We start from the raw sequence: 23,648 nt of genomic DNA, 5'->3' as shown, positions 1-23,648 counted from the left end.
GAGGCAAAGAATTCAAGGCGGTTTTAAACCGTCATGATCTCTTTTTCTTTTTCAGAAACGATCTTATCAACGTCAATCACTGCTTTATCCGTCATCTTCTGAATGTCATCAGTAGCACGGCGCTCTTCATCCTCGGAAATTTCTTTATCTTTAGTAAGGCGCTTTAAATGCTCATTTGCATCACGACGCAAATTACGAACAGCAATCTTAGTTTCTTCACCTTCATTCTTTACAACCTTAGTGAGATCGCGGCGACGCTCTTCAGTCAAAGCAGGCATAGGCACGCGGATTACAGTGCCCTGAGATGCTGGGTTTAGACCCAAATCTGAATCACGGATTGCTTTTTCGATCACCGCAACCATCGTTTTTTCAAATGGTTGAACGTTGATAGTGCGCGCATCTGCTAAGCCTAGGCTAGCAACCTGACTTAATGGCGTTGGGTTACCGTAATAATCCACCTGAATGTGCTCCAGAATTCCTGGGTTAGCACGACCAGAGCGAATCTTGGCTAAATTGGTCTTCAAAGCCTCTAGAGACTTTTGCATCTTTTGATCGGTATTGGTTTTAATTTCTGCTGCAGACATCAGGCCCCCTATTAAAAATGCACCTTAAACGTGTACTAAAGTACCTTCAGGTTCACCTTGCACTACACGCATTAATGCGCCTGGCTTGAGAATTGAAAATACTTTGATTGGTAATTTGCGATCACGGCATAGTGCAAATGCAGTTGCATCCATGACTTGTAGATTCTTGATTAACGCTTCGTCAAACGTAATAGTTTTATATAAAGTGGCAGTTGGATCTTTTACTGGATCGGCACTGTAAATACCATCTACCTTGGTTGCTTTGAGCATGATCTCAACACCCATCTCAGCCCCACGCAGAGCGGCAGCAGTATCAGTAGTGAAGAATGGATTGCCCGTACCCGCTGCGAAAATAACGACTTTACCCTCAGCCATCGCGCGAATTGCACGTGGACGAATATAGGGCTCAACCACTTGATCCATACGAAGAGCGGATTGCACGCGCGCTTCAACACCTTTTTGACGCAGCGCATCTTGCAATGCTAAGGAATTCATCATGGTTGCCAACATGCCCATGTAATCGGCAGTTGCGCGATCCATACCGGCGGCACCACCTGCAACTCCGCGGAAAATGTTTCCGCCACCAATCACAATCGCTAGCTCTACTCCAATATTCACAATATCGGCGATTTCTTTAACCATGGAATCGATAGTGACTGGATTGATGCCAAAAGCATCATCACCCATAAGGGCTTCACCAGATAGTTTTAGGAGGACTCGTTTGTAGGCTGGCATGTTTTTTATTTTCCGTAATTTGCCAAGTAATTAACTTACTTAGCTTATTGATCTTTAAGCACTTTTTAATATCTCCGCCAAATTATAAAGGGCTTAGGAGGGATCAAAGAAAAGGGCACAGAAACTAAGGTTTCTATGCCCTTTTGGGTATTACCAACCAGTGGGGCAAGCCCCAAACTAGCCTATTAAGCTGTTGCTTTAGAAGCGGCAGCTACTTGTGCAGCTACTTCAGCCGCAAAGTCGTCTTGACGCTTCTCAATGCCCTCGCCTACAACAAACATGGTGAAACCCTTGATTGTTGTATTTGCAGCCTTGAGCATTTGCTCTACAGATTGCTTGTCGTTTTTAACGAAAGTCTGGTTCAACAAAGAAACCTCTTTGAGGTACTTCTGAATAGAACCTTCAACCATCTTTTCAACGATTTCTGGTGGTTTGCCAGATTCAGCAGCTTTTTGAACGGCAACACTACGTTCAACAGCAATCGCTTCAGCAGGAACGTCGGCCATAGACAAGGCCACTGGCTTCATGGCAGCAATATGCATTGCTACGTCTTTAGCAGCAGTTTCGTCGCCTTCGAACTCAACCATTACACCAATACGAGTGCCATGGAGGTAAGAAACCAACTTATTGCTACCAGCAAAACGCTTGAAGCGACGCGGCATGATGTTCTCGCCGATCTTACCGATCAATGCGCTACGAACTTCATCAACAGTTTGACCATTCAATGGCAAAGCTAACAATGCAGCAACGTCAGCTGGATTCTTTTCAGCAACCAACTTCACGCAGTCATTTACAAATGCCAAGAAATCGTCGTTCTTAGAAACGAAATCGGTTTCGCAGTTCACTTCTAACAAAGCACCAGTAGTGCCATTGATAGAAGTAGCAACGATACCTTCGGCTGTTACACGAGAAGCTGCTTTACCAGCCTTGCTACCCAGCTTAACGCGCAGAATTTCTTCTGCACGAGCCATATCACCATCAGCCTCAGTCAAAGCTTTTTTGCACTCCATCATCGGAGCATCAGTTTTGGCGCGTAACTCGCCAACCATTGCAGCGGTAATAGCGGCCATTATTCAGCTTTCCCTTCTTCAACAAACTCTTCTTCACCTTCTTTAACTGCTGTCAAAATTTCTTGAACAGAGTTAGCTTTGCCTTCGAGGATTGCGTCAGCAATGCCACGTGCATAAAGGAGAACCGCTTTGCTGGAGTCATCGTTACCAGGGATGATGTAATCAACACCTTCTGGTGAGTGGTTAGTATCTACAACAGCGATTACTGGAATACCAAGCTTGTTAGCTTCAGTAATAGCAATCTTGTGATAGCCAACGTCTACTACGAAAATCGCATCAGGAACACCGTTCAAATCTTGAATACCGCCAAGTGCTTTTTGCAATTTGTCGAGATCACGGTCGTTAGTCAAAGCTTCTTTCTTAGAAAGCTTTTCCCAGTCGCCAGCTTCTTTAGCAACTGCCATGTCTTTCAAACGCTTGAGGGAACCTTTAACAGTTTTGAAGTTGGTGAGTGTGCCACCCAACCAACGGCTGTCGATGTAAGGCATACCAGCACGAGCAGCTTCTTCAGCAATGATCTCGCGTGATTGACGCTTAGTACCAACAAATAAAATCGTGCCACGATTAGCAGCAACTTGTTTTGCAAATTTCAGGGCGTCCTGAAACATTGGCAATGTTTTTTCCAAGTTGATGATGTGGATTTTGTTGCGATGACCGAAAATAAATGGGGCCATCTTTGGTGACCAGAAGCGAGTTTGGTGACCAAAATGGCAACCGGCTTCCAGCATTTGACGCATAGTTACTGACATAACTTCTCCTAAGGGTTGTTTCTAAAGTTGAGTCCTAGCTGCGCTAAAAAACGCCACCCTGGAAGACTCAACTCGCGATTTCAAGTCCAAAATAGACCTGAGATCGAAATTATAGCTTAAATATCAATGCTCTAGCCACCCTAACCCCCAAGCAATAAAAGGGACTTACCCTCAAAATGACCCCCAGAAGCCCCAAAAACGGGATACTTGCCTAAATTTTAGGCAATAATGGCAAGCTAAAACTCTCCAAGTCGTTGATAATCAAGGCATGAATAGTGTATTTACTGCAGAAAAAGATATCCTTGGGATGCGCGAAGCTGGCCGCTTAGCCAGCGAAGTTTTGGATCATGTGACTCCCCACGTCAAGGCCGGGGTTACTACCGGAGAGCTAGACCGGATTTGCCATGAATACATGCGCGACGTCCAAAAGACCATTCCTGCTCCATTAAATTACCAACCGCCTGGATACCCGCCGTTTCCAGCATCCATCTGCACCTCTGTAAATGATGTGATCTGTCATGGCATCCCGGGTGACAAAGTCCTCAAGACTGGTGATGTTGCTAACTTAGACATCACAGTGATTACTCCCGATGGTTACTATGGCGACACTAGTCGCATGTTCATGGTGGGTGAAGTTTCTGTCATGGCCAAACGCCTTACGCAAATTACTTTTGAATGCATGTGGCTGGGAATTGCTCAAGTGAAACCAGGCGCATCTCTTGGCGATATCGGTCACGTGATACAAACTCACGCAGAAAAAGCAGGTTACTCAGTCGTACGCGAATACTGCGGTCATGGCATTGGTAAAGTATTCCACCAAGACCCACAGATTCTTCACTACGGCAAACCGGGTACTGGTGAAAAGCTAGAAGTCGGCATGACCTTTACGATCGAGCCAATGATCAACGCGGGCAAACGAGACATTCGCACCATGCCTGACCAGTGGACCGTGAAGACAAAAGATCGTAGCTTGTCAGCCCAATGGGAACATACGCTGTTGGTTACCCCAACAGGCGTTGAGGTACTGACTTGGTCAGAAGGTAGCAACCCACCTCCTGATTGCGTTAAAGGCCTTTCATTTAGACCGACATTAGTAAGCGCTTAATAAAATGGGTCAGTCGCAAGCAGTTAGCAATGTTATTGATGCAGCTAGCCTGCGTGCCGCTCGCGAAATAGCTTACGACGAGTTTAGAAAAACACAGTCTGTTGGTAAATTAACTAAACAACTTTCTAAGTTAAGCGATCAACTCCTCTCCCATCTGTGGAGTAACTGCGGCTTAAATAATGAAGCTACCTTAGTCGCAGTTGGCGGATTCGGTAGAGGTGCGCTATTTCCTTACTCCGATATTGATATTCTGATTTTGCTGCCCGCTGATGAAGAACAGGCTAGAGCTCTTTCAAAGCAAGTTGAGCAATTTGTTGCAAGCTGCTGGGATACTGGATTAGAGATTGGTTCCTCAGTCAGAAATGTTGCTGAATGCATCTCTGAGTCAGAGCAAGACATTACTGTGCGGACCTCCCTCTTAGAGGCGCGACTCATTTGCGGCAAGAAGCAACTCTTTAAAGACTTCGCCAAAGCTTTTGAAGCGGCGATGGATCCGAAAGCCTTTTTTCAGGCCAAACAAGCCGAACAAATTCAGCGCCATTACAAATATCAGAATACCCCTTACTCCCTAGAGCCTAATTGCAAAGAGAGTCCTGGGGGCTTGCGTGACTTACAGGTGATTTCTTGGGTAAGTAAGGCTGCATTATTGGGTGATACCTTCAAGGACCTCAATGAAGCTGGTCTGGTGACGCAGCGCGAACTCACTGAACTCATACGCAATCAACGCTTCCTGGAAACCCTACGCGCCAACCTCCATTTGTTAGCCGGACGTAGGCAAGACGTTCTTGCATTTGATTTGCAAGCAGCATTAGCAGCATCGATGGGAATCAAACAAGAATCCTCCCGTCAAGCAAGTGAAGCCATTATGCGTCGCTATTACTGGGCAGCAAAAGCAGTTACCCAGCTCAATGACGTTCTCTTGCAAAACATTGAAGCTCTTCTCTTTCCGCAAGAGTCTAAGACAATCCTCTCTATTCCGGGCGAGGGTAATGAGTACTTTATTGAGCGCCAAGGGGTATTAGATATTACTGACCCGCAGCTCTTTCAAAAGCAGCCCGAACAAATTCTAAGAACCTTTTTGGTATTTGCTCAAACCTCAAATGTAAAGAGCCTGTCTGCAACTATTTTTAGAGCTCTATATAACGCTCGCACCAAGATGGATAGCAAGTGGCGCGCTGACCCTGTTAATAGGGCGCTCTTTATTGAGATCTTGAAACAGCCTGAGGGAGTAAGCCGTGCGTTTCATCTAATGAACCGTAGCAGCGTTCTCGGCCGCTATCTCCCTGCCTTCCGCAAAATTGTTGGACAGATGCAGCATGATTTATTTCATGTGTATACCGTTGATCAACACATCTTGATGGTCTTGCGCAATGTGCGCCGCTTCATGGTCGTTGAACATACGCATGAGTTCCCATACTGCAGCAGCCTCATCGCTCACTTTGAAAAACCTTGGTTACTTGTCATTGCCGCGCTCTTCCACGATATTGCCAAAGGACGTGGTGGTGATCACTCGCAATTAGGCAGAGCTGATATGCGCAAGTTCGCCAAGGATCATGGGTTAGATAAAAAAGATACTGAGCTATTAGTTTGGTTAGTCGCCGAGCACCTCAATATGAGTCAGACAGCACAGAAACAAGATATCACTGACCCTGATGTGGTGAAGGCATTTGCCAAAAAAGTAGGTGATGAGCGTCACCTTACTGCACTCTACCTTTTAACTGTGGCTGACGTACGCGGCACTAGCCCTAAAGTTTGGAATGCCTGGAAAGGCAAACTCTTAGAAGATCTGTATCGCGCAACACTCAGAGTATTGGGCGGGGCGAAACCCGATGCCTCATCAGAATTAGCGCAACACCAAGAAGAGTCTAAAGCTAAGTTACGTCTGTACGGTATCAATGATGAATCTTATGAAGATTTATGGAAGCAGCTAGATGTCGCCTTCTTCTTAAGACAAGACTCTTCAGACATTGCCTGGCTCACACGTCACCTATACAACAAGGTCAATAGCGATCAACCTATTGTGAGGGCAAGACTGTCCCCTATTGGCGAGGGCTTGCAAGTTGCCGTCTATGTTAAAGATCAAGAAGATTTATTTGCTCGTATCTGCGCCTACTTTGAAAGACATAGCTTCTCCATTTGGGATGCCCGTATTCACACGACGCGTCATGGCTATGCTCTAGATACCTTCCAAATCTCCGGCAGTAACTTAGTGGATGAAGGTGGTAGCTATCGCGACATTATTCAGCTGGTAGAGTTCGAGTTAACTGAGGCTTTAACCAATGCGGAGCCGCTACCTAGCCCAAGCATGGGTCGCCTCTCTAGACAATCACGTACATTCCCAATTCAGCCACGCGTTCACATGGTTCCAGATGATCGGGGCAGATATTACACACTGGCACTCTCTGCAAGTGACCGTACCGGCCTTCTCTATACGATCTCCAGAGTGTTAGCGAAACATCAGGTCTCTATCCATACCGCCAGAATTAATACGCTGGGAGAAAGAGTGGAAGACATTCTATTGCTGGATGCAGCAAACCTGGGCAAGAATCCAAAGCTGCAAATCCAGCTAGAAACTGAATTGCTAGAGGCGCTGGGAGCTTAAGTCCTTGACCTAGACTTACTTCAGTAAATCCAGCATTGCAGCTTCATCAATTACTGGCACACCCAATTCTTCTGCTTTGGTAAGCTTGCTACCGGCATCTGAACCAGCAACAACATAGTCAGTTTTCTTGGAGACTGATCCTGCAACTTTAGCACCCGCCTTTTCAAGTAGATCTTTTGCTTCATCCCTTGTCATGGTTGGGAATGTACCCGTCAGGACAAAGGTCTTACCTGCAACAGCTGCACTAATAACTTTTGCTTCTACAGTAAGTTGCATTCCAGAATCTAAGAGTTGCTCAATGACTTCTCGGTTATGCGCCTCCTGCATAAAACTGGTGATGGAGTCCGCAACAACGGGACCTACGTCTTTAACGGTTAGTAGATTCTCGAGATTTGCATCCATTAAGGCATGCATCGATTGATAGTGATTAGCCAAATCCTTGGCGGTAGTCTCACCCACATGACGAATACCCAATGCAAAGATAAATCTCGCTAAGGTGGTGTTTCTAGATTGATTGATTGCCTGAATGAGATTGTCTGCAGACTTCTCACCCATACGCTCTAGGTTAGCTAGCGCAGTAAAACCAAGTCTGTAGAGATCAGCCGGAGTTCTAACAAGGTTGTGATCAACCAACTGATCAACAATTTTCTCACCCAGGCCTTCAATATCGAGTGCTCTTCTGTGGGCAAAGTGAATTAAAGCCTGCTTGCGCTGCGCTCCACAGAATAATCCACCACTACAACGCGCAACTGCTTCATCTGCTAAGCGCTCAATATGAGAATCACATACCGGACAGTTTGTGGGCATCACAAATTCTGCTGCATTGGCTGGACGTCGATCCTTAATCACAGAAACCACTTCCGGAATGACATCACCAGCCCTTCGCACTGATACGGTATCGCCAATACGCACATCTTTGCGCTTGACCTCATCTTCATTGTGTAAGGTTGCATTGGTAACAGTTACACCGCCAACCTCTACTGGAGCAAGTCGCGCCACTGGAGTAATTGCCCCTGTACGCCCTACTTGAACATCGATACCTAAAACGGTTGTAAGGGCTTCTTGTGCTGGGTACTTATGAGCCAAAGCAAATCTGGGGGCTCTCGAAACAAAACCTAACTTAGCTTGCTCAGCGAAGGAGTTAACTTTATATACAACGCCATCGATGTCATAAGGCAGGGAATCACGCTTAGCACCAATCTCATTGTAGAAATTGAGGATGTCTTGAACTGAGTGCAATACCTTACGCTCAGAACAAACTGGCAAGCCTAAGTCTGCATATGCGTTGAGCAATTCTTCATGAGTTTGAGGTAACCAAGAGACTGGATCTAGGGCGCCTAAGCCATAAGCAAAGAAGGATAAAGGTCGCTTAGCGGTAATCTTCGAATCCAATTGACGAAGACTACCTGCTGCCGCATTGCGCGGGTTGGCGAATTCCTTTTCACCCAACTCCGCTGCCTGTCGATTCATCTTCTCGAAGTCTTTGAGGTACATAAAGACTTCACCGCGCACTTCTAGAACTTTCGGGATATTCTTGCCCGTAAGCCTGAGTGGGATAGCGCGAATCGTTTTGATATTGGCAGTGACATCTTCACCGCTGGCGCCATCACCTCGAGTGGCAGCCGTTACTAGCGATCCATTTTCATAACGAAGAGAAATCGCTAAGCCATCAAACTTCAATTCACCCGCATAGCTCATATGATCAGTATGAAGAGCCTCACGACAACGACGATCAAAGGCAATCAGCTCGCTATCTTCAAATGCATTATTTAAAGAAAGCATTGGTACTGCATGGGTAACCGAATCAAATTCTTTTAATGCTGCTCCACCTACCCGCTGAGATAAAGATTCTGGGGTAATCCACTCAGGATGAGCAGTCTCAATATCAATTAACTCTCTATAGAGGCGGTCGTATTCAATATCAGGAAGAAGCGGGTTATCTAAAACGTAATAGGCATGCTCTAAGCGAGCAAGCTCTGCCTGTAAGAATGCGTAACGCTCCGCTAAATTTGTCGGACTAGTGGACGACAAAGTGATTTCCTAGCTAAATAATCTGCTAGCTGTAGAAGATCCAGCGGGGACGCCAGATTTCTCAAGATTGGCATAGAGAACATCAAGGTGCTGACGAATACTAATGACAGCGGCCTCACTCAAGTTGATGCCATTGTCATCTACTAAGCGCCCGTGAGCTGCTTGTGCAATCTCCACACCTTCAGAGAGCATTCTTTCAAATGCCCGCTCTTCTTGGGGGACCAGAGGGACTTCAAGCAATAAGGTCATTTGGGTTACAGACTTGTTTGGATCCAAATCGGCGCTACTAAACAGCACTACGCCTTTGCTGAGATATTCATATTGGCGGCCATTACGAGATAGCTTAAAGCCACGTTGACGCATGAGCGCATCAAAGTTACCCCATGGACATGGCTCATCAAACAGCACATTGATACTCAATTGAATGTCGCTTTCGGCAGCCATGACATCTAATTCAGTCGCGCTTTCCAACATCGTGCTCACACTCGGCATATCGATTTGGGAGCCCAAAGTCTCAGCAAGCGCTTGGGCACGAGAACAAAAGTCGGATAACTCTAGGACGCCAATAGCGCCTTTGCGGCTTGCCAGCTGAATAGCTAGCTGTAAATCAGAATACGTAGAGTCAGGATGGAGTTCTTCCCAGTCCTCAGCAACATCTAGATTGGCATTTAAGCCTTCACACATCCAGCGTGCAGTTGATTGCGCCTGAAGATCCGTCCAGGCATTTATTTCTGCCAGAATTTCTGAGCCACTAATAGCCTCATCAAAGCGTAGTGTGATGACACAATCAATCCGTGGATCTATCGCAAACTTTTCTGGGGCTGAAATGGTTGTGATCACTTCGCCGAAGCTGGGCTCAGTGCGCCCTGCATCGCCATCAGCAAAGCCCTGAGCAAAGCTAGGCTCTTTTCCAAAGCGATCATCTAAAGAATACTCACTAAGCTCTTTTGCCTTGCGACGAGCACGGGCATACTTAATATTCAGAACCGCCACTACTATCAGAATTAATAGACCAATAACAGCCAGAGCAAATTGCAAATCAGACAGGCCCAACATCGTCATGATTTGTTCTACGTACACTTAGGCGGCCTCCACCATTGAAACAGCAGAAGAAATATCCACCGCAACAATGCGGGATACGCCCTGCTCTTGCATCGTGACACCAATGAGTTGATGTGCGATTTCCATAGTGATCTTGTTATGAGAGATAAACAAAAACTGTGTCTTATCTGACATTTTGGCAACTAGCTTTGCATAACGCAAGGTATTTGCGTCATCCAATGGAGCATCCACCTCATCGAGCAAGCAGAATGGGGCTGGATTTAAAAGGAATAGTGAGAACACTAAGGCAATTGCAGTCAAAGCCTTTTCACCACCAGAGAGGAGGTAAATAGAGCTATTTTTCTTGCCAGGAGGCTGGGCCATGACCTGGACACCAGAATCCAAAATCTCATCACCAGTCATTACCAATTCAGCATGACCACCACCGAACAACTCAGGGAAAAGTTTGCCAAAGTGCATATTGACTTGATCGAACGTCCCCTGTAAGAGATCGCGTGTTTCAGCATCAATTTTGGCGATCGCATCTGTCAGAGTCTGCATTGCTTCATTCAAGTCGGCAGACTGCGCATCCAAGAACTGCTTACGCTCACGGGAGCTTGATAACTCATCCAAAGCAGCCATATTGACTGGGCCTAATGACTGAATTTCAGTATTCAAGCGATTCACCTCGCTCTGCAAGGCGCCAACTTTTAAGTCAGTACTGAAATTTGCCTCAAGTGCAGTAAGGTCAGCCTCTGCATCCGATAACAATGTGGCAAATTGCTCAAAGTTCAAACGGGCAGCCTGTTCACGCAATTGCAAATCCACTACTTTGTCACGCATTGGCTGTAGGCTGCGCTCAACTTGCATACGAGATTCATCGGCTTCACGCAATTGATGCAATAAAGCATCCTGCTCAGTACGTGCATTCGCTAAGGCAGCTTCACGTGCACTGCGGGCTAGCAATAGACCTTGTAATTTATCTTGCGCCTCTTCGTCGCTCAGAGTTTCCAGTTCTTGAGCAGCGGCATCATGCTTATCCTGAATTTCCATGATCTGAGTACGGGCGGTACTTTGATCACGTTGTAAATCAGTGATGCGCTGCTGCAATGAGCGCGTCGCAAAAGCTGCTTCTTGAGCAGCCATTTCAGCAGAACGGAGTGACTCACGCAAACGATCGCGCTCTTCAGTAGAGCGCTCTAATTTTTCTTGAGCTACTTGCAAAGCTTCTTGCAAGCCTTCTTTAGATTCTTCTGATTCAAGCAACTCAGCAGCAGACTGCTCTTGGGTCTGGCTTACTTGCTCCATTTGTTGGCGCAACTCACTTAATTCACCCTGAATCTGTGCTGCACGTTGACTGTATTGCTCTTCAGCTTGAGTCAACTGCATTCTTTCCACTTCAAAGCCGTGTGATTCTTGAACAGCATGCTCTGCATTCTCACGAGCTTGTTCTGCTGCTTGGTGAGCTGCTTGATAATTCGCAACACATTGATCCAACTCACCCCTGAGCTCACTTTGCATGAGTTGTTGTGCACGCAACTGCTTCTCAAGACTTTCCATCTCTTGTGCACGTGCCAGCATACCGGCTTGCTCAGAGTCAGCCGCATACAGTTGCACGCCAACACGACTTACTAAATGACCTTGTTGGGTAACAAATGCACCACCAGCCGGTAATTTTTCACGGCGATGCAAAGCATCCTCAAGACTACTGGCAATGTAGATCTTGTCTAGCCACTCTTGAAGAACAGAGGTCAATCTTGCAGCGCCTGCACTTTGTACGCGACTCAATAATGGTGTGAAGTCCGCTGGTGCAGGGGTATGTGCTGGCGTGATCTCTTCGGTGAGTAAGATGGCTAAACGACTAGGAGGGGCATCATTAGCCAAGGCCAATGTTTCTTGCACACTCTTTGCAGTCACAGCAGCTAAACGCTCGCGCAGTACTGATTCCAGCGCAGTTTCCCAGCCGCTCTCTACTTTGAGTTCTTGCCAAAGGCGCTTGCTCTCTTTAAGACCCTTGCTTTCAAGCCAAGGTCCAATCTTGCCTTGGGCCTGAACGCTTGCTTGCAAGGCAGTTAATGCAGTCAACTTGGCTTCAGTTTGAGCAAGATCTTGATTAGCTACTTGAATCTGTTGTTGCGCAGTATTACGGGCTTCATCAGCAGCCGGAACGCGTTGTTGGGTTTCAACAGCGCGCTGCTTAGCCTCTTCCACTTTACGGGCAGCCATGACCTGACGATCTATTGCTGTTTGTAAAGCTTCAGCATCAGGACGACGTAAGCCATCGAATTCACCAACAAGGCGAGTCTCTCGCCCCTTCAATTCATCTGACTGAGCTGACATTGAGCGAAGACGTTCACCCAAACTGGCTAAACGTTGCTCAATAGAGGCAACTGAATCACGTGCGCTGTTGAGTTCACGTGAGGCATTTTGATAAGCCTCTTCACGACTTGGCATTTGCTCTTGCAAACCATTTAAATCCGCTAAAAGTGTTTGTTCTTTTTCAGCAGCTAAAGACAACTCATGCTCAGTAGTACGCTGCGCTTGTGCTGCATCTGTTTCTTGCACAGTCCAGCGCTGTAACTGCGCTTGCAGATCCTGGGTTTGTTGCTGCAAACGTTGACGTGCTTCCTGCACATAAAGAATCTGCGCCTCAACCTGACTGACATCAGAATTGGTTTGATATAAATCACCTTGCGCTTGAGAAACTTTATCTTGTAATGCGTACTGTTCTGTACGCATGGTTTCTAGCTCAGACTCGACGTGGCGAAGCTTAGCGGTCTGTTCTTCCAGGCCAACTTGAGTATCACGGATGCCATTGGCATGGCGCTCTTGCTCTTTACCAGCCTCAGTCTGACGCACAAACCACAAGAGCTGCTGTTGTGATTTCATTTGGGCAGAAAGCTCAGCATGACGCTCAGCAACAGTCGCTTGTTTTTCTAAGCGAGTGAGTTGTTGATCAAGCTCTCGCAAGATATCTTCAACACGCGTTAAATTTTCTACAGTGTCCTCTAAACGTGAGGCAGTTTCTTTGCGGCGCTCTTTATATTTAGAAACACCAGCAGCCTCTTCCAGAAACACGCGCAACTCTTCTGGCTTTGCTTCCAAAATACGGTTGATCGTACCTTGACCAATAATGGCGTAACCTCTTGGACCCATACCCGTGCCCAAGAAAATATCCTGAATATCTTTACGACGTACTACTTGGTTATTAACGTAATAGCTTGAATTTCCATCACGAGTTAAAACGCGCTTGATACCTAATTCTGTAAAAGCACTCCACTGACCTTGAGCGCGCCCTTCAGTGTTATCAAAAATGAGCTCAACACTAGCGCGGCCAGATGGCTTACGTAAACCAGAGCCATTAAAAATAACGTCCTGCATCGATTCGCCACGCAATTCGCTGGCACGGGACTCTCCCAAAACCCAGCGGACGGCGTCAATAATGTTCGACTTTCCGCAACCGTTAGGACCCACAACGCCAATAAGTTGGCCGGGCATTTCAAAATGGGTTGGGTCTACGAAAGACTTAAAGCCGGAAAGTTTGATGGATTTCAGTTGCACGGCGTACTTTGCAGGGAAAAAAGAGGTTCAAATAAAGGGGTAAAAATTAAAGCTAAAGTGGGAAGATGATAGCAAGCTCTTGCCTGCTTGGACGCGTTTTTGCCCCATCTATATAATGATAAATCTACCTCCCGGGACAAAATCCCTTAACAATCTGATAGTTAACTAAAAAGCATGAGCCAATCACCACAAAACATCATTGAACAAGCCTGGGAAAACCGCGCAAACCTCTCTCCAGATAGCGCCCCTGGGGATGTCCGTAATGCCGTAAATGCCGTATTAGAGGGCCTTAATGCTGGCACTATTCGCGTGGCTGAGCGCCGTGACGTCGGGAAGTGGGAAGTAAATCAATGGGTTAAGAAGGCCGTTTTGCTTTCTTTCCGTCTCGAAGACAATCAACCTATGAGTGCTGGTGGGTTTACCCAGTTCTACGATAAGGTTCCTAGCAAGTTTGAAAACTACACTGCCGCCGACTTTGCTGCTGGTGGATTCCGTGTAGTTCCCCCTGCCGTAGCCCGCCGCGGCTCATTTATCGGTAAAAACGCTGTTTTAATGCCTTCCTACGTCAATATTGGCGCTTATGTAGGTGAAGGCACGATGGTAGATACCTGGGCAACAGTAGGTTCTTGCGCTCAAATTGGCAAAAACGTTCACCTTTCTGGCGGCGTTGGTATTGGCGGTGTTTTGGAGCCAATTCAAGCTGGCCCAGTGATTATTGAAGATAACTGCTTTATTGGCGCCCGCTCTGAGGTGGTTGAAGGCGTTGTGATTGAAGAAAACGCTGTTTTATCCATGGGTGTCTATATTGGCCAAAGCACCAAGATTTATGACCGCGAAACAGGTGAAGTGCACTATGGTCGTGTTCCTGCTGGCTCAGTAGTTGTTCCAGGCTCCCTTCCGTCCGCTTGCGGCAAGTACAGTTTGTATGCCGCAATCATCGTTAAGAAGGTTGATGCCCAAACCAGAGCAAAGACAGCCATCAACGAATTACTCCGCGACTAAGTTAAACCCATGAGCGCCACACTTGAGCTCACCGAAGCTCTCATCGCCTGCCATTCCGTAACCCCTGCTGATGGTGGCTGCCAAGATTTAATTGCTAAACGTCTCCAAGCGATTGGTTTTCATACCGAGAGCGTGGTGAGTGGCCCTGAAAATTTCCAGGTAACCAACTTGTGGGCTATTAAAAAAGGTACAGCTGGCGATCAAGGCAAAGTCTTGGTATTTGCAGGCCATACCGATGTAGTGCCTACAGGCCCACTAGAGAAGTGGACAAACAACCCCTTTACCCCAACCATTCGTGACGGCATGCTCTATGGTCGTGGCGCAGCGGATATGAAAACATCCCTCGCTGGTTTTGTGGTTGCTACAGAAGAGTTTGTCACTACACACCCAGATCATCAGGGCACCATTGCTTTCTTAATCACTAGCGATGAAGAAGGCCCCGCTAACGATGGCACAGTCATCATGTGCGATCGCCTGCAAAAACAAGGGCAGCGTTTGGACTACTGCGTCATTGGTGAACCGACTTCAGTTAATCGGCTTGGCGACATGATTAAGAATGGTCGTCGGGGCTCTCTGTCAGGAAAGCTCAAGGTGAAAGGTATTCAGGCGCACATTGCTTACCCTCACCTTGGCAAGAATCCAATTCATCTGTCGGCACCAGCAATTTCTGCATTAGTAGAAACTGAATGGGACAAAGGTAATGAATACTTCCAACCCACCAGCTTTCAGATCTCCAACGTGCATGCTGGCACCGGTGCCAATAACGTAATTCCTGGTGAGTTGGTGATCGACTTTAACTTCCGCTTCTCCACCGAGAGTAAGCCAGAGCAACTCCGTGAGCGTCTAGAAAAGATTCTGAAGGATGCTGGTTTAGAGTTTGAGATTGACTGGGTATTGGGTGGTAGCCCGTTCATCACTGGTGATAGTGATCTGGCTGGGGCATTACGCAAGGCCATCAAAGCAGAAGCCAATATTGATACAGAACTTTCCACTACCGGTGGCACCAGTGATGGCCGCTTTATCGCCAAGATTTGCAAAGAGGTAGTGGAGTTTGGCCCCCTCAATGCGACCAGTCACAAGATTGATGAGTGTGTCATTGTTGACGATGTCGTGCCACTCAAAAATATCTATCGCAAGACTCTCGAACAGTTAATCGCTTGATCGATCAATTGCGCACCCGACTTTTCTCCTAAAGAACCCCTCCATCATGGACCCTGAGTCTCATCAACACTTCACAGTAAACCAGTGCATCAATCAGATTGCACAAATGCTCAAAGCGGTAAACTTACATTACGGCCACGGAGCAATTGATGCCCAAAGTGAAGCTTTGTGGATTGTGAGCAAACAACTTAATCTCAGTCCAGCAGAAGCGTTAGATCACCTGGATGATGCAATATCCGATGAGCAGCAGCAAAACGCATCCGCCGTTGCCAACACCAGAATCTCTACACGTAAACCACTCGCCTACATCTTGGGTGAAGCCTGGCTCATGGGTGTGCCTTTTTTCTGTAGGGAGCAAAGTATCGTTCCGCGCTCCTGGATTGCAGAACTCATAGTTGATGGTTCACTAGAGACCTGGTTGCCAGCTGATGGCAAAGCGCTTGATCTTTGCACTGGTAATGGCTCACTTGCAATCCTCTTAGCTCTGTCATGCCCAGATATTCATGTGAGCGCATGCGATATCAGCATGCCTGCACTCTCTGTAGCCGCCCGTAACGTAGATCGTCACGGTCTCAGTTCTCAAGTAGAGCTATTAGATGGCGATCTTTGGGATGCTTTGCCAGAACCAAATGAAGATAACCTATTTGATCTGATCATCTGCAATCCACCATACGTGAATGCCGCCTCCATGAATGCGCTTCCTGCTGAATATCACGCAGAGCCAGAGTTGGCTTTAGCTGGTGGAGAAGATGGCATGGATATCATCAGGCGCATTATTGCTTCAGCACCCGATTACCTATCTGAGCGTGGCGCTATCTTGCTCGAGATTGGTAATGAGTATGAGCACTTCAAAAAGGCTTTCCCGCAAATTCCAGCGATCTGGATGGAAGTGTCTGCAGGTGAAGAGCAAGTCTTATTAATTCAAGCGGAAGACTTGCGCTAGGGAATTAACTGAGCTCGGCTGCAGCAGCAATAGCTTGATCAATTCGCTCCACTGGAATTACCTTCAACCCCGGAATCTTGGTCTTTGGCATATTCGCTTTTGGAATGATAGCCACAGTGAAACCTAACTTAGCAGCTTCTTTCAAGCGCTCTTGACCACGAGGACAAGGACGAATCTCACCAGCCAAGCCAACTTCACCAAAGACAATCAACTCTTTTGGCAATGCACGATTTCGAATCGAAGACTGAATCGCCAGAAGAACGGCTAAGTCAGCGGCCGGCTCAGAAATCTTGACGCCACCTACCGCGTTTAAGAATACATCTTGATCAAAGCAGGCTACGCCAGCATGACGATGCAGTACCGCCAAAAGCATTGCCAAACGAGCTTGCTCCAAGCCAACGGCTAAACGACGGGGATTAGGCACATGCGCTGTATCTACTAAAGCCTGAATCTCTACCAACAAAGGTCTACTGCCCTCTTGTGTAACCAATACACAAGCGCCCGGAACCATTTGCTCATGTTGTGACAGAAAAATTGCTGACGGATTCGTTACGCCACGCAGACCTTTTTCAGTCATCGCAAATACGCCCAACTCATTGACGGCGCCAAAACGGTTCTTGATCGAACGTACTAAGCGGAAAGAGGAATGTGTATCACCCTCAAAGTACAAAACGGTATCGACAATGTGCTCTAAGACCCTAGGACCGGCGAGATGACCATCCTTGGTAACGTGCCCGACCATCAACACACAGATACCGCTTGATTTAGCAGCTCTAGTGAGTTGCGCAGCACACTCACGCACCTGCGCTACAGAGCCAGGAGCCGAACTTAATACTTCTGAATACAAAGTCTGAATAGAATCCACCACCAATACTTGTGGCTTCACGGTATCCATAATAGAAATCAGTTTTTCCAACTGAATCTCAGCCAACACCTCAAGCTGTGGCGCATCTAAAGCAATGCGTTTTGCACGAAGGGCAATTTGCGCAGCAGATTCTTCGCCGCTGCTGTAGAGCACATTCATGCCAGCAGAACTCATCTCCGCCAATGCCTGGAGTAGTAAGGTAGATTTACCAATACCAGGATCACCACCCAAAAGCACCACACCACCTGGAACTAAGCCGCCACCCAGTACGCGATCAAACTCTTCAACACCCGTGCTAAATCTTGGCAAGTCTTCAGCGCTAATAGCGGATAACTTTTGTCTTGGAAGGGATTGCGCTAAACCCTGGAAGCGAGCATTAGATGTTGTTTCTGGCAGACCCTCTTCTAAAGTATTCCAGGCCTGACAAGATGGGCACTGACCCTGCCACTTGGCAGAGGTGCCACCGCAAGACTGGCAGATATAAACCGTTTTGACTTTAGCCAAGAGTTACCTAATGAAATATAAAAATAAATAAATAGAAATTAATCGAGCTGAGTGCCCGCTTTATTTTCTTGCGCGCGCTTAGGGGCATCCTTGCGTCGTTGCTCTAGATCGGCCGCTCTTGCTGCAGCATCTTTTTGTTTCTGCTCAAACTCGCGTTGATTGGCTGCTCGCTCAGCCGCTTTTTCGGGCGACGCCCTCTCAGCAGCACGCTTAGCATCTTCTTGAGTCTTTAAACTTTCACGAAGCTTACGTTGCACTTCATGCAAAGCCACCTCTTGTTCGCGTATCGGATCGATTTCCTTGCGATAGTCTGCGCGAGCACTTCTCAAACAAGAATTGACCCAGTATTCCTGGTAGCACTCAGAAGAAGCTTTACCCCAGCGGAATTTAGACCACTCGCGCTGAAGTTCTAATTCTTGCTCAATCTTGTCTAACTGATCAAGCTCAGCCTCTTCAGCAGGAGTTGCCAATACAACCCCACTCAATGCAGACGCCAACAAAAATATTGAAATCAATATTTTTGATTGGAGCAAAAGACTCTTTCTCAAATCTCGACCTTTGCACCCAACTCAACCAAGCGATTTGCAGGAATCTTAAAGAAGTCTGACTGGCGACCAGCGTTTTGATACATCCAGCAGAATAATTTTTCACGCCAGATAGCCATACCAGGAATTTCAGTAGAAACGATGGTGTCACGCGACAAGAAGAATGAAGTGTTCATCAAGTCAAACTTCAAATCGGAGGCTTTTTCGATGAGTTCAATAATTTGACCCATATCTGGCGTTTCATTGAAGCCATAAACCGCACGCACAACATAGATACCATTACCAAGATTGCGCAAAGTAATGCGTTCACTATCTTTTACATACGGCACATCCCAAATACTGACCTTCAGGAAAAAGACTCTCTCGTGCAATACATGGTTGTGCTTCAAGTTATGCAAGAAAGAAACTGGGACGTAATCTACGTGGGCCGTCAAGAAAACAGCTGTGCCCTCTACACGATGCGGAGGATGCTGCATCAAAGCTTCAATAAAGCTTTTAAGCTCAATACCATTATTCGTTGCGTTATGACGCAAAATTTTACGACCTTGATACCAAGTCATCAGCAATATGAAGCATGCGGCACCGAGCAATAGCGGGAACCAGCCACCTTCCATAATTTTTAAAAGATTAGCGGTTAAGAAAGCTAAATCCACCACCAAAAAGGCGCTAATAACCAAAGTTACTAATAGCGTATTCCAACGCCACACCACGCGCATCACAATAGCGGCCAAGAAGGTCGTTACGATCATCGTAGTTGTAACAGCGATACCGTATGCAGCTGCCAAATTTTCAGATTTCTTAAAAGCCAAGACCACTGCGATTACCAGTATCAAAAGCGCCCAATTCACCAGGGGCATATAGATCTGACCAATTTCTCTATCAGAGGTGTGGCGCACTTTCATGCGCGGGACAAAGCCCAACAGGATTGCTTGGCTGGTCATTGAGAAAGCGCCAGAGATTACCGCTTGTGAAGCAATCACAGTTGCAGCTGTAGCTAATATCACCAAAGGAAATACCAAGAATTCTGGGACCATCAAGAAGAATGGGTTGGTAATCGTCTCTGGGTTGTTCAAGAACATAGCTCCCTGACCAAAGTAATTCAGGAGCAAGCAAGGCATGACAATAAAAAACCAGCCCATACGAATAGGCTTGAGTCCAAAGTGACCCATATCAGCATACAAAGCTTCGGCACCAGTCAATACCAGGAAGACCGCGCCCAAAACAATAAAACCTTGTAGCGAGTGTTCAATCAAGAAGCGGATAGCAAACAAAGGATTAATAGCGGCAAAAATTGCTGGATTAAGGATGACTTGATGTACCCCCATCAATCCGATAACAATAAACCAGACCATCATGATCGGACCAAAAAGTTTGCCAACTAAATCAGTTCCAGTTTTCTGAATAAAGAAGAGGATTACTAAAATAAAAATGGTAACTGGTATGACATAACGTGTTAAATCACTGGATATCACCTCAAGGCCTTCAACCGCAGATAGCACAGAAATCGCCGGTGTAATGATGGCATCACCATAAAACATGCAAGCTCCGAACACACCAGCCATAACAATCAGAAGTGAACGCTTGGAATTCGCAGGGGCAGTTCTTAAAGCCAAGGCCATCAGAGCCAGAATTCCGCCCTCACCATGATTGTTTGCACGCATTACAAATAAAACATACTTTAGCGACACCACAATCGCAAAAGCCCAAAACACCATGGAGATCACTCCATAGACCGCATCTGGTGAAAATGGAATACCGTGATCAGGACTAAAGCATTCTTTTAGCGCATACAAAGGACTGGTGCCAATGTCGCCGAAGACCACACCGATAGCAGCAAACATTAATGAAATTGAGGCACCCTTCTTATGAGGATGATCCTCTCGAGAAATCTCTACAGGCCGCAATAAAGATGATTCTGAAAACTCAGGATTGCTAACTGACATTATTAAACCTTGGCGTGATGTTGCGTGGCAATATGTTACTCCTTGCCGGCAGTGATTAAAACGAGAATTTCTCTGATAAAACGCCTTATTTATGCGTTATTTACAGGAATACCTCGACAGAGACTCCCAAAAAATGGTAGAATTTCAGCTTCAGACGCGGGGTGGAGCAGTCTGGCAGCTCGTCGGGCTCATAACCCGAAGGTCGTAGGTTCAAATCCTGCCCCCGCAACCAAGAATTACGTACTAATCCCTTAATTTTTAAGAGATTTTTGCTTTTCTAAGCATTAAAAAAGCCCAATTTCTCGGGCTTTTTCGCTATTTTCAAGTGGGTTTAGTTCAAAACCTTGTAACCACGACCACTCAAACATCTCTTCACAACAGCCTCTTGAGCCTGATTACCAGTAAATGCACCGCCTGCACCACCAATCACCGCGCCAGCACCAGCAGCCTGTACGATGCCCGTTTTATTGCCGCCTGTCACAAGGCCTAATAAGCCACCAACTACAGCGCCAGCACCAGCGCCTTTGGCCGCAGTCTCACCCATACCTGATTGCTGTTGAGCATAGTTTTGGCAGTCTTTTAAATCACTCTCATATGCAGCCTCATTAACGCCCTTCATATCCACGAGGGGGCGGACATTAGCGCCGGCACACCCAACCGTCACAGCAACCACCAGAGAACATAGGGCAAGTAACTTATTCATCTGCAATTCCTTTTATTCAATTTCACATCGATCGATGCCATATCCGTTTTATATCATGTCGCAAAAACTGTGTCGAAGATTTTGAATTATTTTTAAATAGCCAAGTTTGGGCACCTGTTCTCGGCGTTTGATGAAAAGGAATCCCTAAATTCTGATAGCGCGCCGTGACATCTGGATGTGGATGCCCATAACGATTGCGATAGCCATTTTGTGCAAAAGCCTGATGAGGTTCCAATCTCTGTAGGAGGGCCAAGGAAGAGGATGTTTTGCTGCCATGATGTGGCGCCATAAAAATCAATTCCCTGTCGCCGATTTCATGCAACATTTTTTCATCTAAGCGCTCGGTAATTTCTGCTTCAGCTTGCTTTTCAACATCACCCGTTAACCAAAGCGAGCTTTGTTGATTGCGCACCTCAATCACGCAACTCATTTCGTTGGGCTTACCAGGATATTGATCAGTAAATACTGTCTCTTCATGAGGGTGCCAAATTACAAATTCGACACCATCCCATTTCCAACGCTGACCAAAGCGACAAGGGATGGCCGGAATCTTTCTTTTATGCAAATTTTGAAGCAGTGGATTCGCGCTAGGCAAAGATCCCATCATCAAATCAAATTGAATACTCTTCAGAAGTGTTGCAGCACCACCAATATGATCACTATCGCTATGACTAATGACCATACGATCAATGTGATTGATCCCCTGGCCACGCAAATAGGGAAGAATTACTCTCTGACCTGCATCATCTTTCTTGCCCTGAATCGGTCCTGTGTCGTATAGCAATTTTCTATTGGCGGTTTCGATGAGAACCGCAGTGCCCTGGCCAATATCAAAAACACTCGCCCTGAACTCTCCTTGAGCGAGATACACCTCTCCAAATAATTGGCTTGGCCAAAAAAATAAGGGGGTAGATAAAAAGATACCAAGCAATCGACCTTTCCACGTTTCTCCAATCGGACCAGGGCGAATTGCATACACAATTCCACATCCAGCAATCACCAGCATCCACCACTCGGGCTGCTTCGACCAAGCTACAGACCAACTCCAACTCGCCATCCATTCCAGGATGACTGCAAGATATTCCATGGATGTATGCGCCGGCAATAAGAGCCAGCGGCCGATAAATTCTGGAAGCAAGGCACCAGCAATTGCCAGCGGGGTCACGATATAACTGACCAACGGAATAGCAAACGCATTAGCCAGTGGTGAAACAATTGAGACTTGGTAAAACCAATACAAAGTCAATGGCAGGAGCGCCAGCGTGACAACAGCCTGGACACGACACGCCTCACGAAGGGCTTGTCCCATGCGATGCATCCAATGCGTTTCTAATTCTTTTCCCGTAGGGATACCCAATAAACCAGAAGAATCTCCCATGGCATACAGAATGGCAGCTACAGCACCGAAAGATAACCAAAAGCCTGGCGTGTAGGGAGCCATAGGATCGATAAGCAACACGAATGCTAGAGCCCACCACCAGATATCAAAGGAACGTGGATTTCGGCCAGTCCATAAAGCGAATGCCACCACCCCAACCATATACATCGTTCTTTGCGCTGGAATCTGAAAGCCCGCCAACCATGCATAGATAAACGCAGTCACAAATCCCGCTACAGCCGCTACCTTACTGACTGGAGCAATCAGTGGCCATGTGCGTCGACGCCATATAAATGCAGCAATTGAAGCGCCAACTCCTGCCAACATCGTTACATGAAGTCCAGATATAGAGATGAGATGCCCAATACCCGTTGCATTAAATATTTGCCAGTCATCTTGATCGATGGCGTTCTGATCACCCATTACCAAAGCAATCAAAACACCTACATACCTCGCATCATCCGACAGCATAGACTGAATCTTTTTTCGCAGATGCCATCTAGCAAGCTCCATACGTAACTCAAACTCTGTCCAAGCGATATCACTATCGAGCAATAACTCCCCAGACCTTACTGATCCGCTAGCTCCAAAGTCTTGATGAAAAGACCAACGCTCAAAATCAAAGGTATGTGGATTTAAGGAACCATAAGGACGCTTTAGCTTTGCCCTGATCTTCCAGCGCTGTCCAGGAATTACCTCTGGAATTGCTTGAGGATTTCTCCAGGCGGGCTGCCAACTCAAATAGATTCTCTCTGGAAAGGGATTCAGGGCTTCTTTTCCAGAGAAGGCCTCGTCAACCTCAAAGGCAAACTTGGCGCCCGATGAATTACTTTGTGGCAATGCTGCAACTCTTCCCTTGAGCGTTAACTCTTTGCCCTCCAACTCTGTGGCAAGAATATTCTTTAAGCGATTTTCAGCATACAAAGCATTCCAAGTAAAACCTACTACAAATAGCAAACTAATCACTGCAAATTTCTTTAGAAGAGATTCTGGATTAGAAAGCAGGATTGTCAGCAAACAAACTGCGCCAAAAGTAATACAGAAAATGAGCCAATATTCTGGCAATTGCGGCAAAAATAAAAGGAGTAATCCCCCGGCAATGAATGCCGTGATAGCTAATCGCAAG

The 23,648-nt window shown here is 46.6% G+C and carries 17 protein-coding genes and 1 tRNA gene; 6 read left to right on the top strand and 12 right to left on the bottom strand.

Annotation, left to right across the window (positions count from 1 at the left end):
* Positions 1-23: 23 nt before the first annotated feature.
* From frr to rpsB, 4 genes are all read right to left on the bottom strand, one after another.
* On the bottom strand, positions 24-584 hold the full coding sequence (gene frr, locus ICN44_RS08760) for a ribosome recycling factor (protein ID WP_215321691.1): 561 nt from the start codon (positions 582-584) through the stop codon (positions 24-26).
* A 24-nt stretch (positions 585-608) separates the two neighbouring features.
* On the bottom strand, positions 609-1,319 hold the full coding sequence (pyrH, locus tag ICN44_RS08755) for a UMP kinase (protein WP_216263571.1): 711 nt from the start codon (positions 1,317-1,319) through the stop codon (positions 609-611).
* A 185-nt stretch (positions 1,320-1,504) separates the two neighbouring features.
* Positions 1,505-2,389, bottom strand: a complete 885-nt coding sequence (gene tsf, locus ICN44_RS08750; RefSeq protein WP_215392247.1) for a translation elongation factor Ts — start codon at positions 2,387-2,389, stop codon at positions 1,505-1,507.
* Positions 2,389-3,138 (bottom strand): 30S ribosomal protein S2, encoded by a 750-nt coding sequence (rpsB, locus tag ICN44_RS08745; RefSeq protein ID WP_071465348.1) that lies wholly within the window; start codon positions 3,136-3,138, stop codon positions 2,389-2,391. The genes tsf and rpsB overlap by 1 nt, the downstream gene beginning before the upstream one ends.
* 268 nt (positions 3,139-3,406) lie before the next feature.
* Between rpsB and map the strand changes: the two genes are divergently transcribed.
* Both map and ICN44_RS08735 read left to right on the top strand, forming a co-directional pair.
* On the top strand, positions 3,407-4,243 hold the full coding sequence (gene map / locus ICN44_RS08740; RefSeq protein ID WP_216263570.1) for a type I methionyl aminopeptidase: 837 nt from the start codon (positions 3,407-3,409) through the stop codon (positions 4,241-4,243).
* Between the two features lie 4 nt (positions 4,244-4,247).
* On the top strand, positions 4,248-6,845 hold the full coding sequence (locus ICN44_RS08735; protein ID WP_216263569.1) for a [protein-PII] uridylyltransferase: 2,598 nt from the start codon (positions 4,248-4,250) through the stop codon (positions 6,843-6,845).
* Between the two features lie 15 nt (positions 6,846-6,860).
* On the opposite strand, the gene ligA is transcribed toward ICN44_RS08735, so the two are convergent.
* From ligA to smc, 3 genes are read right to left on the bottom strand one after another with little or no spacing between them, the layout of a single operon-like run.
* Positions 6,861-8,876: an NAD-dependent DNA ligase LigA gene (gene ligA / locus ICN44_RS08730; RefSeq protein WP_216263568.1), complete on the bottom strand. Its 2,016-nt coding sequence runs from the start codon at positions 8,874-8,876 to the stop codon at positions 6,861-6,863.
* A 9-nt stretch (positions 8,877-8,885) separates the two neighbouring features.
* On the bottom strand, positions 8,886-9,956 hold the full coding sequence (locus ICN44_RS08725; RefSeq protein WP_370624892.1) for a cell division protein ZipA C-terminal FtsZ-binding domain-containing protein: 1,071 nt from the start codon (positions 9,954-9,956) through the stop codon (positions 8,886-8,888).
* The gene (smc, locus tag ICN44_RS08720) at positions 9,957-13,478 is read right to left on the bottom strand and encodes a chromosome segregation protein SMC (protein WP_216263567.1); all 3,522 of its coding nucleotides are present in this window, start codon (positions 13,476-13,478) and stop codon (positions 9,957-9,959) included.
* Between the two features lie 174 nt (positions 13,479-13,652).
* Between smc and dapD the strand changes: the two genes are divergently transcribed.
* The 3 genes from dapD to prmB are packed head-to-tail and all read left to right on the top strand — an operon-like array spanning position 13,653 to position 16,584.
* Positions 13,653-14,480 carry a 2,3,4,5-tetrahydropyridine-2,6-dicarboxylate N-succinyltransferase gene (dapD, locus tag ICN44_RS08715; RefSeq protein WP_216263566.1) on the top strand — a complete coding sequence of 276 codons (828 nt, stop codon included), beginning with the start codon at positions 13,653-13,655 and terminating at the stop codon, positions 14,478-14,480.
* 9 nt (positions 14,481-14,489) lie between these two features.
* The gene (gene dapE / locus ICN44_RS08710) at positions 14,490-15,641 is read left to right on the top strand and encodes a succinyl-diaminopimelate desuccinylase (protein WP_216263565.1); all 1,152 of its coding nucleotides are present in this window, start codon (positions 14,490-14,492) and stop codon (positions 15,639-15,641) included.
* A gap of 46 nt (positions 15,642-15,687) precedes the next feature.
* The gene (prmB, locus tag ICN44_RS08705) at positions 15,688-16,584 is read left to right on the top strand and encodes a 50S ribosomal protein L3 N(5)-glutamine methyltransferase (protein ID WP_216263564.1); all 897 of its coding nucleotides are present in this window, start codon (positions 15,688-15,690) and stop codon (positions 16,582-16,584) included.
* Positions 16,585-16,588: 4 nt separating this feature from the next.
* On the opposite strand, the gene radA is transcribed toward prmB, so the two are convergent.
* From radA to ICN44_RS08690, 3 genes are read right to left on the bottom strand one after another with little or no spacing between them, the layout of a single operon-like run.
* Positions 16,589-17,953, bottom strand: a complete 1,365-nt coding sequence (radA, locus tag ICN44_RS08700; RefSeq protein ID WP_215362841.1) for a DNA repair protein RadA — start codon at positions 17,951-17,953, stop codon at positions 16,589-16,591.
* A gap of 38 nt (positions 17,954-17,991) precedes the next feature.
* Positions 17,992-18,486: a hypothetical protein gene (locus tag ICN44_RS08695; RefSeq protein WP_255537543.1), complete on the bottom strand. Its 495-nt coding sequence runs from the start codon at positions 18,484-18,486 to the stop codon at positions 17,992-17,994.
* A gap of 11 nt (positions 18,487-18,497) precedes the next feature.
* A complete protein-coding gene (locus ICN44_RS08690; protein WP_216263562.1) occupies positions 18,498-20,441 on the bottom strand; it encodes a potassium transporter Kup in 1,944 nt (647 codons plus the stop codon).
* Between the two features lie 155 nt (positions 20,442-20,596).
* Here ICN44_RS08690 and ICN44_RS08685 point away from each other — a divergent pair.
* Positions 20,597-20,673 (top strand) — tRNA-Met (locus tag ICN44_RS08685).
* 99 nt (positions 20,674-20,772) lie between these two features.
* Here the strand turns inward: ICN44_RS08685 and ICN44_RS08680 are convergent.
* A complete protein-coding gene (locus ICN44_RS08680) occupies positions 20,773-21,144 on the bottom strand; it encodes a glycine zipper family protein (RefSeq protein ID WP_216263561.1) in 372 nt (123 codons plus the stop codon).
* Between the two features lie 22 nt (positions 21,145-21,166).
* Positions 21,167-23,647: a DNA internalization-related competence protein ComEC/Rec2 gene (locus ICN44_RS08675; RefSeq protein WP_255537541.1), complete on the bottom strand. Its 2,481-nt coding sequence runs from the start codon at positions 23,645-23,647 to the stop codon at positions 21,167-21,169.
* Position 23,648: the final 1 nt, after the last annotated feature.

The organism is Polynucleobacter sp. JS-Fieb-80-E5 (genome assembly GCF_018882015.1).
GTDB lineage: Bacteria > Pseudomonadota > Gammaproteobacteria > Burkholderiales > Burkholderiaceae > Polynucleobacter.
This window is presented reverse-complemented; position numbering and strand designations above follow the sequence as displayed.

Bases quoted from the DNA above. Each gene is read 5' to 3' on its own strand.
- frr (WP_215321691.1), bottom strand. From the start codon at position 584: ATGTCTGCAGCAGAAATTAAAACCAATACCGATCAAAAGATGCAAAAG.
- pyrH (WP_216263571.1), bottom strand. From the start codon at position 1,319: ATGCCAGCCTACAAACGAGTCCTCCTAAAACTATCTGGTGAAGCCCTT.
- tsf (WP_215392247.1), bottom strand. From the start codon at position 2,389: ATGGCCGCTATTACCGCTGCAATGGTTGGCGAGTTACGCGCCAAAACT.
- rpsB (WP_071465348.1), bottom strand. From the start codon at position 3,138: ATGTCAGTAACTATGCGTCAAATGCTGGAAGCCGGTTGCCATTTTGGT.
- map (WP_216263570.1), top strand. From the start codon at position 3,407: ATGAATAGTGTATTTACTGCAGAAAAAGATATCCTTGGGATGCGCGAA.
- ICN44_RS08735 (WP_216263569.1), top strand. From the start codon at position 4,248: ATGGGTCAGTCGCAAGCAGTTAGCAATGTTATTGATGCAGCTAGCCTG.
- dapD (WP_216263566.1), top strand. From the start codon at position 13,653: ATGAGCCAATCACCACAAAACATCATTGAACAAGCCTGGGAAAACCGC.
- dapE (WP_216263565.1), top strand. From the start codon at position 14,490: ATGAGCGCCACACTTGAGCTCACCGAAGCTCTCATCGCCTGCCATTCC.
- prmB (WP_216263564.1), top strand. From the start codon at position 15,688: ATGGACCCTGAGTCTCATCAACACTTCACAGTAAACCAGTGCATCAAT.
- ICN44_RS08690 (WP_216263562.1), bottom strand. From the start codon at position 20,441: ATGTCAGTTAGCAATCCTGAGTTTTCAGAATCATCTTTATTGCGGCCT.
- ICN44_RS08680 (WP_216263561.1), bottom strand. From the start codon at position 21,144: ATGAATAAGTTACTTGCCCTATGTTCTCTGGTGGTTGCTGTGACGGTT.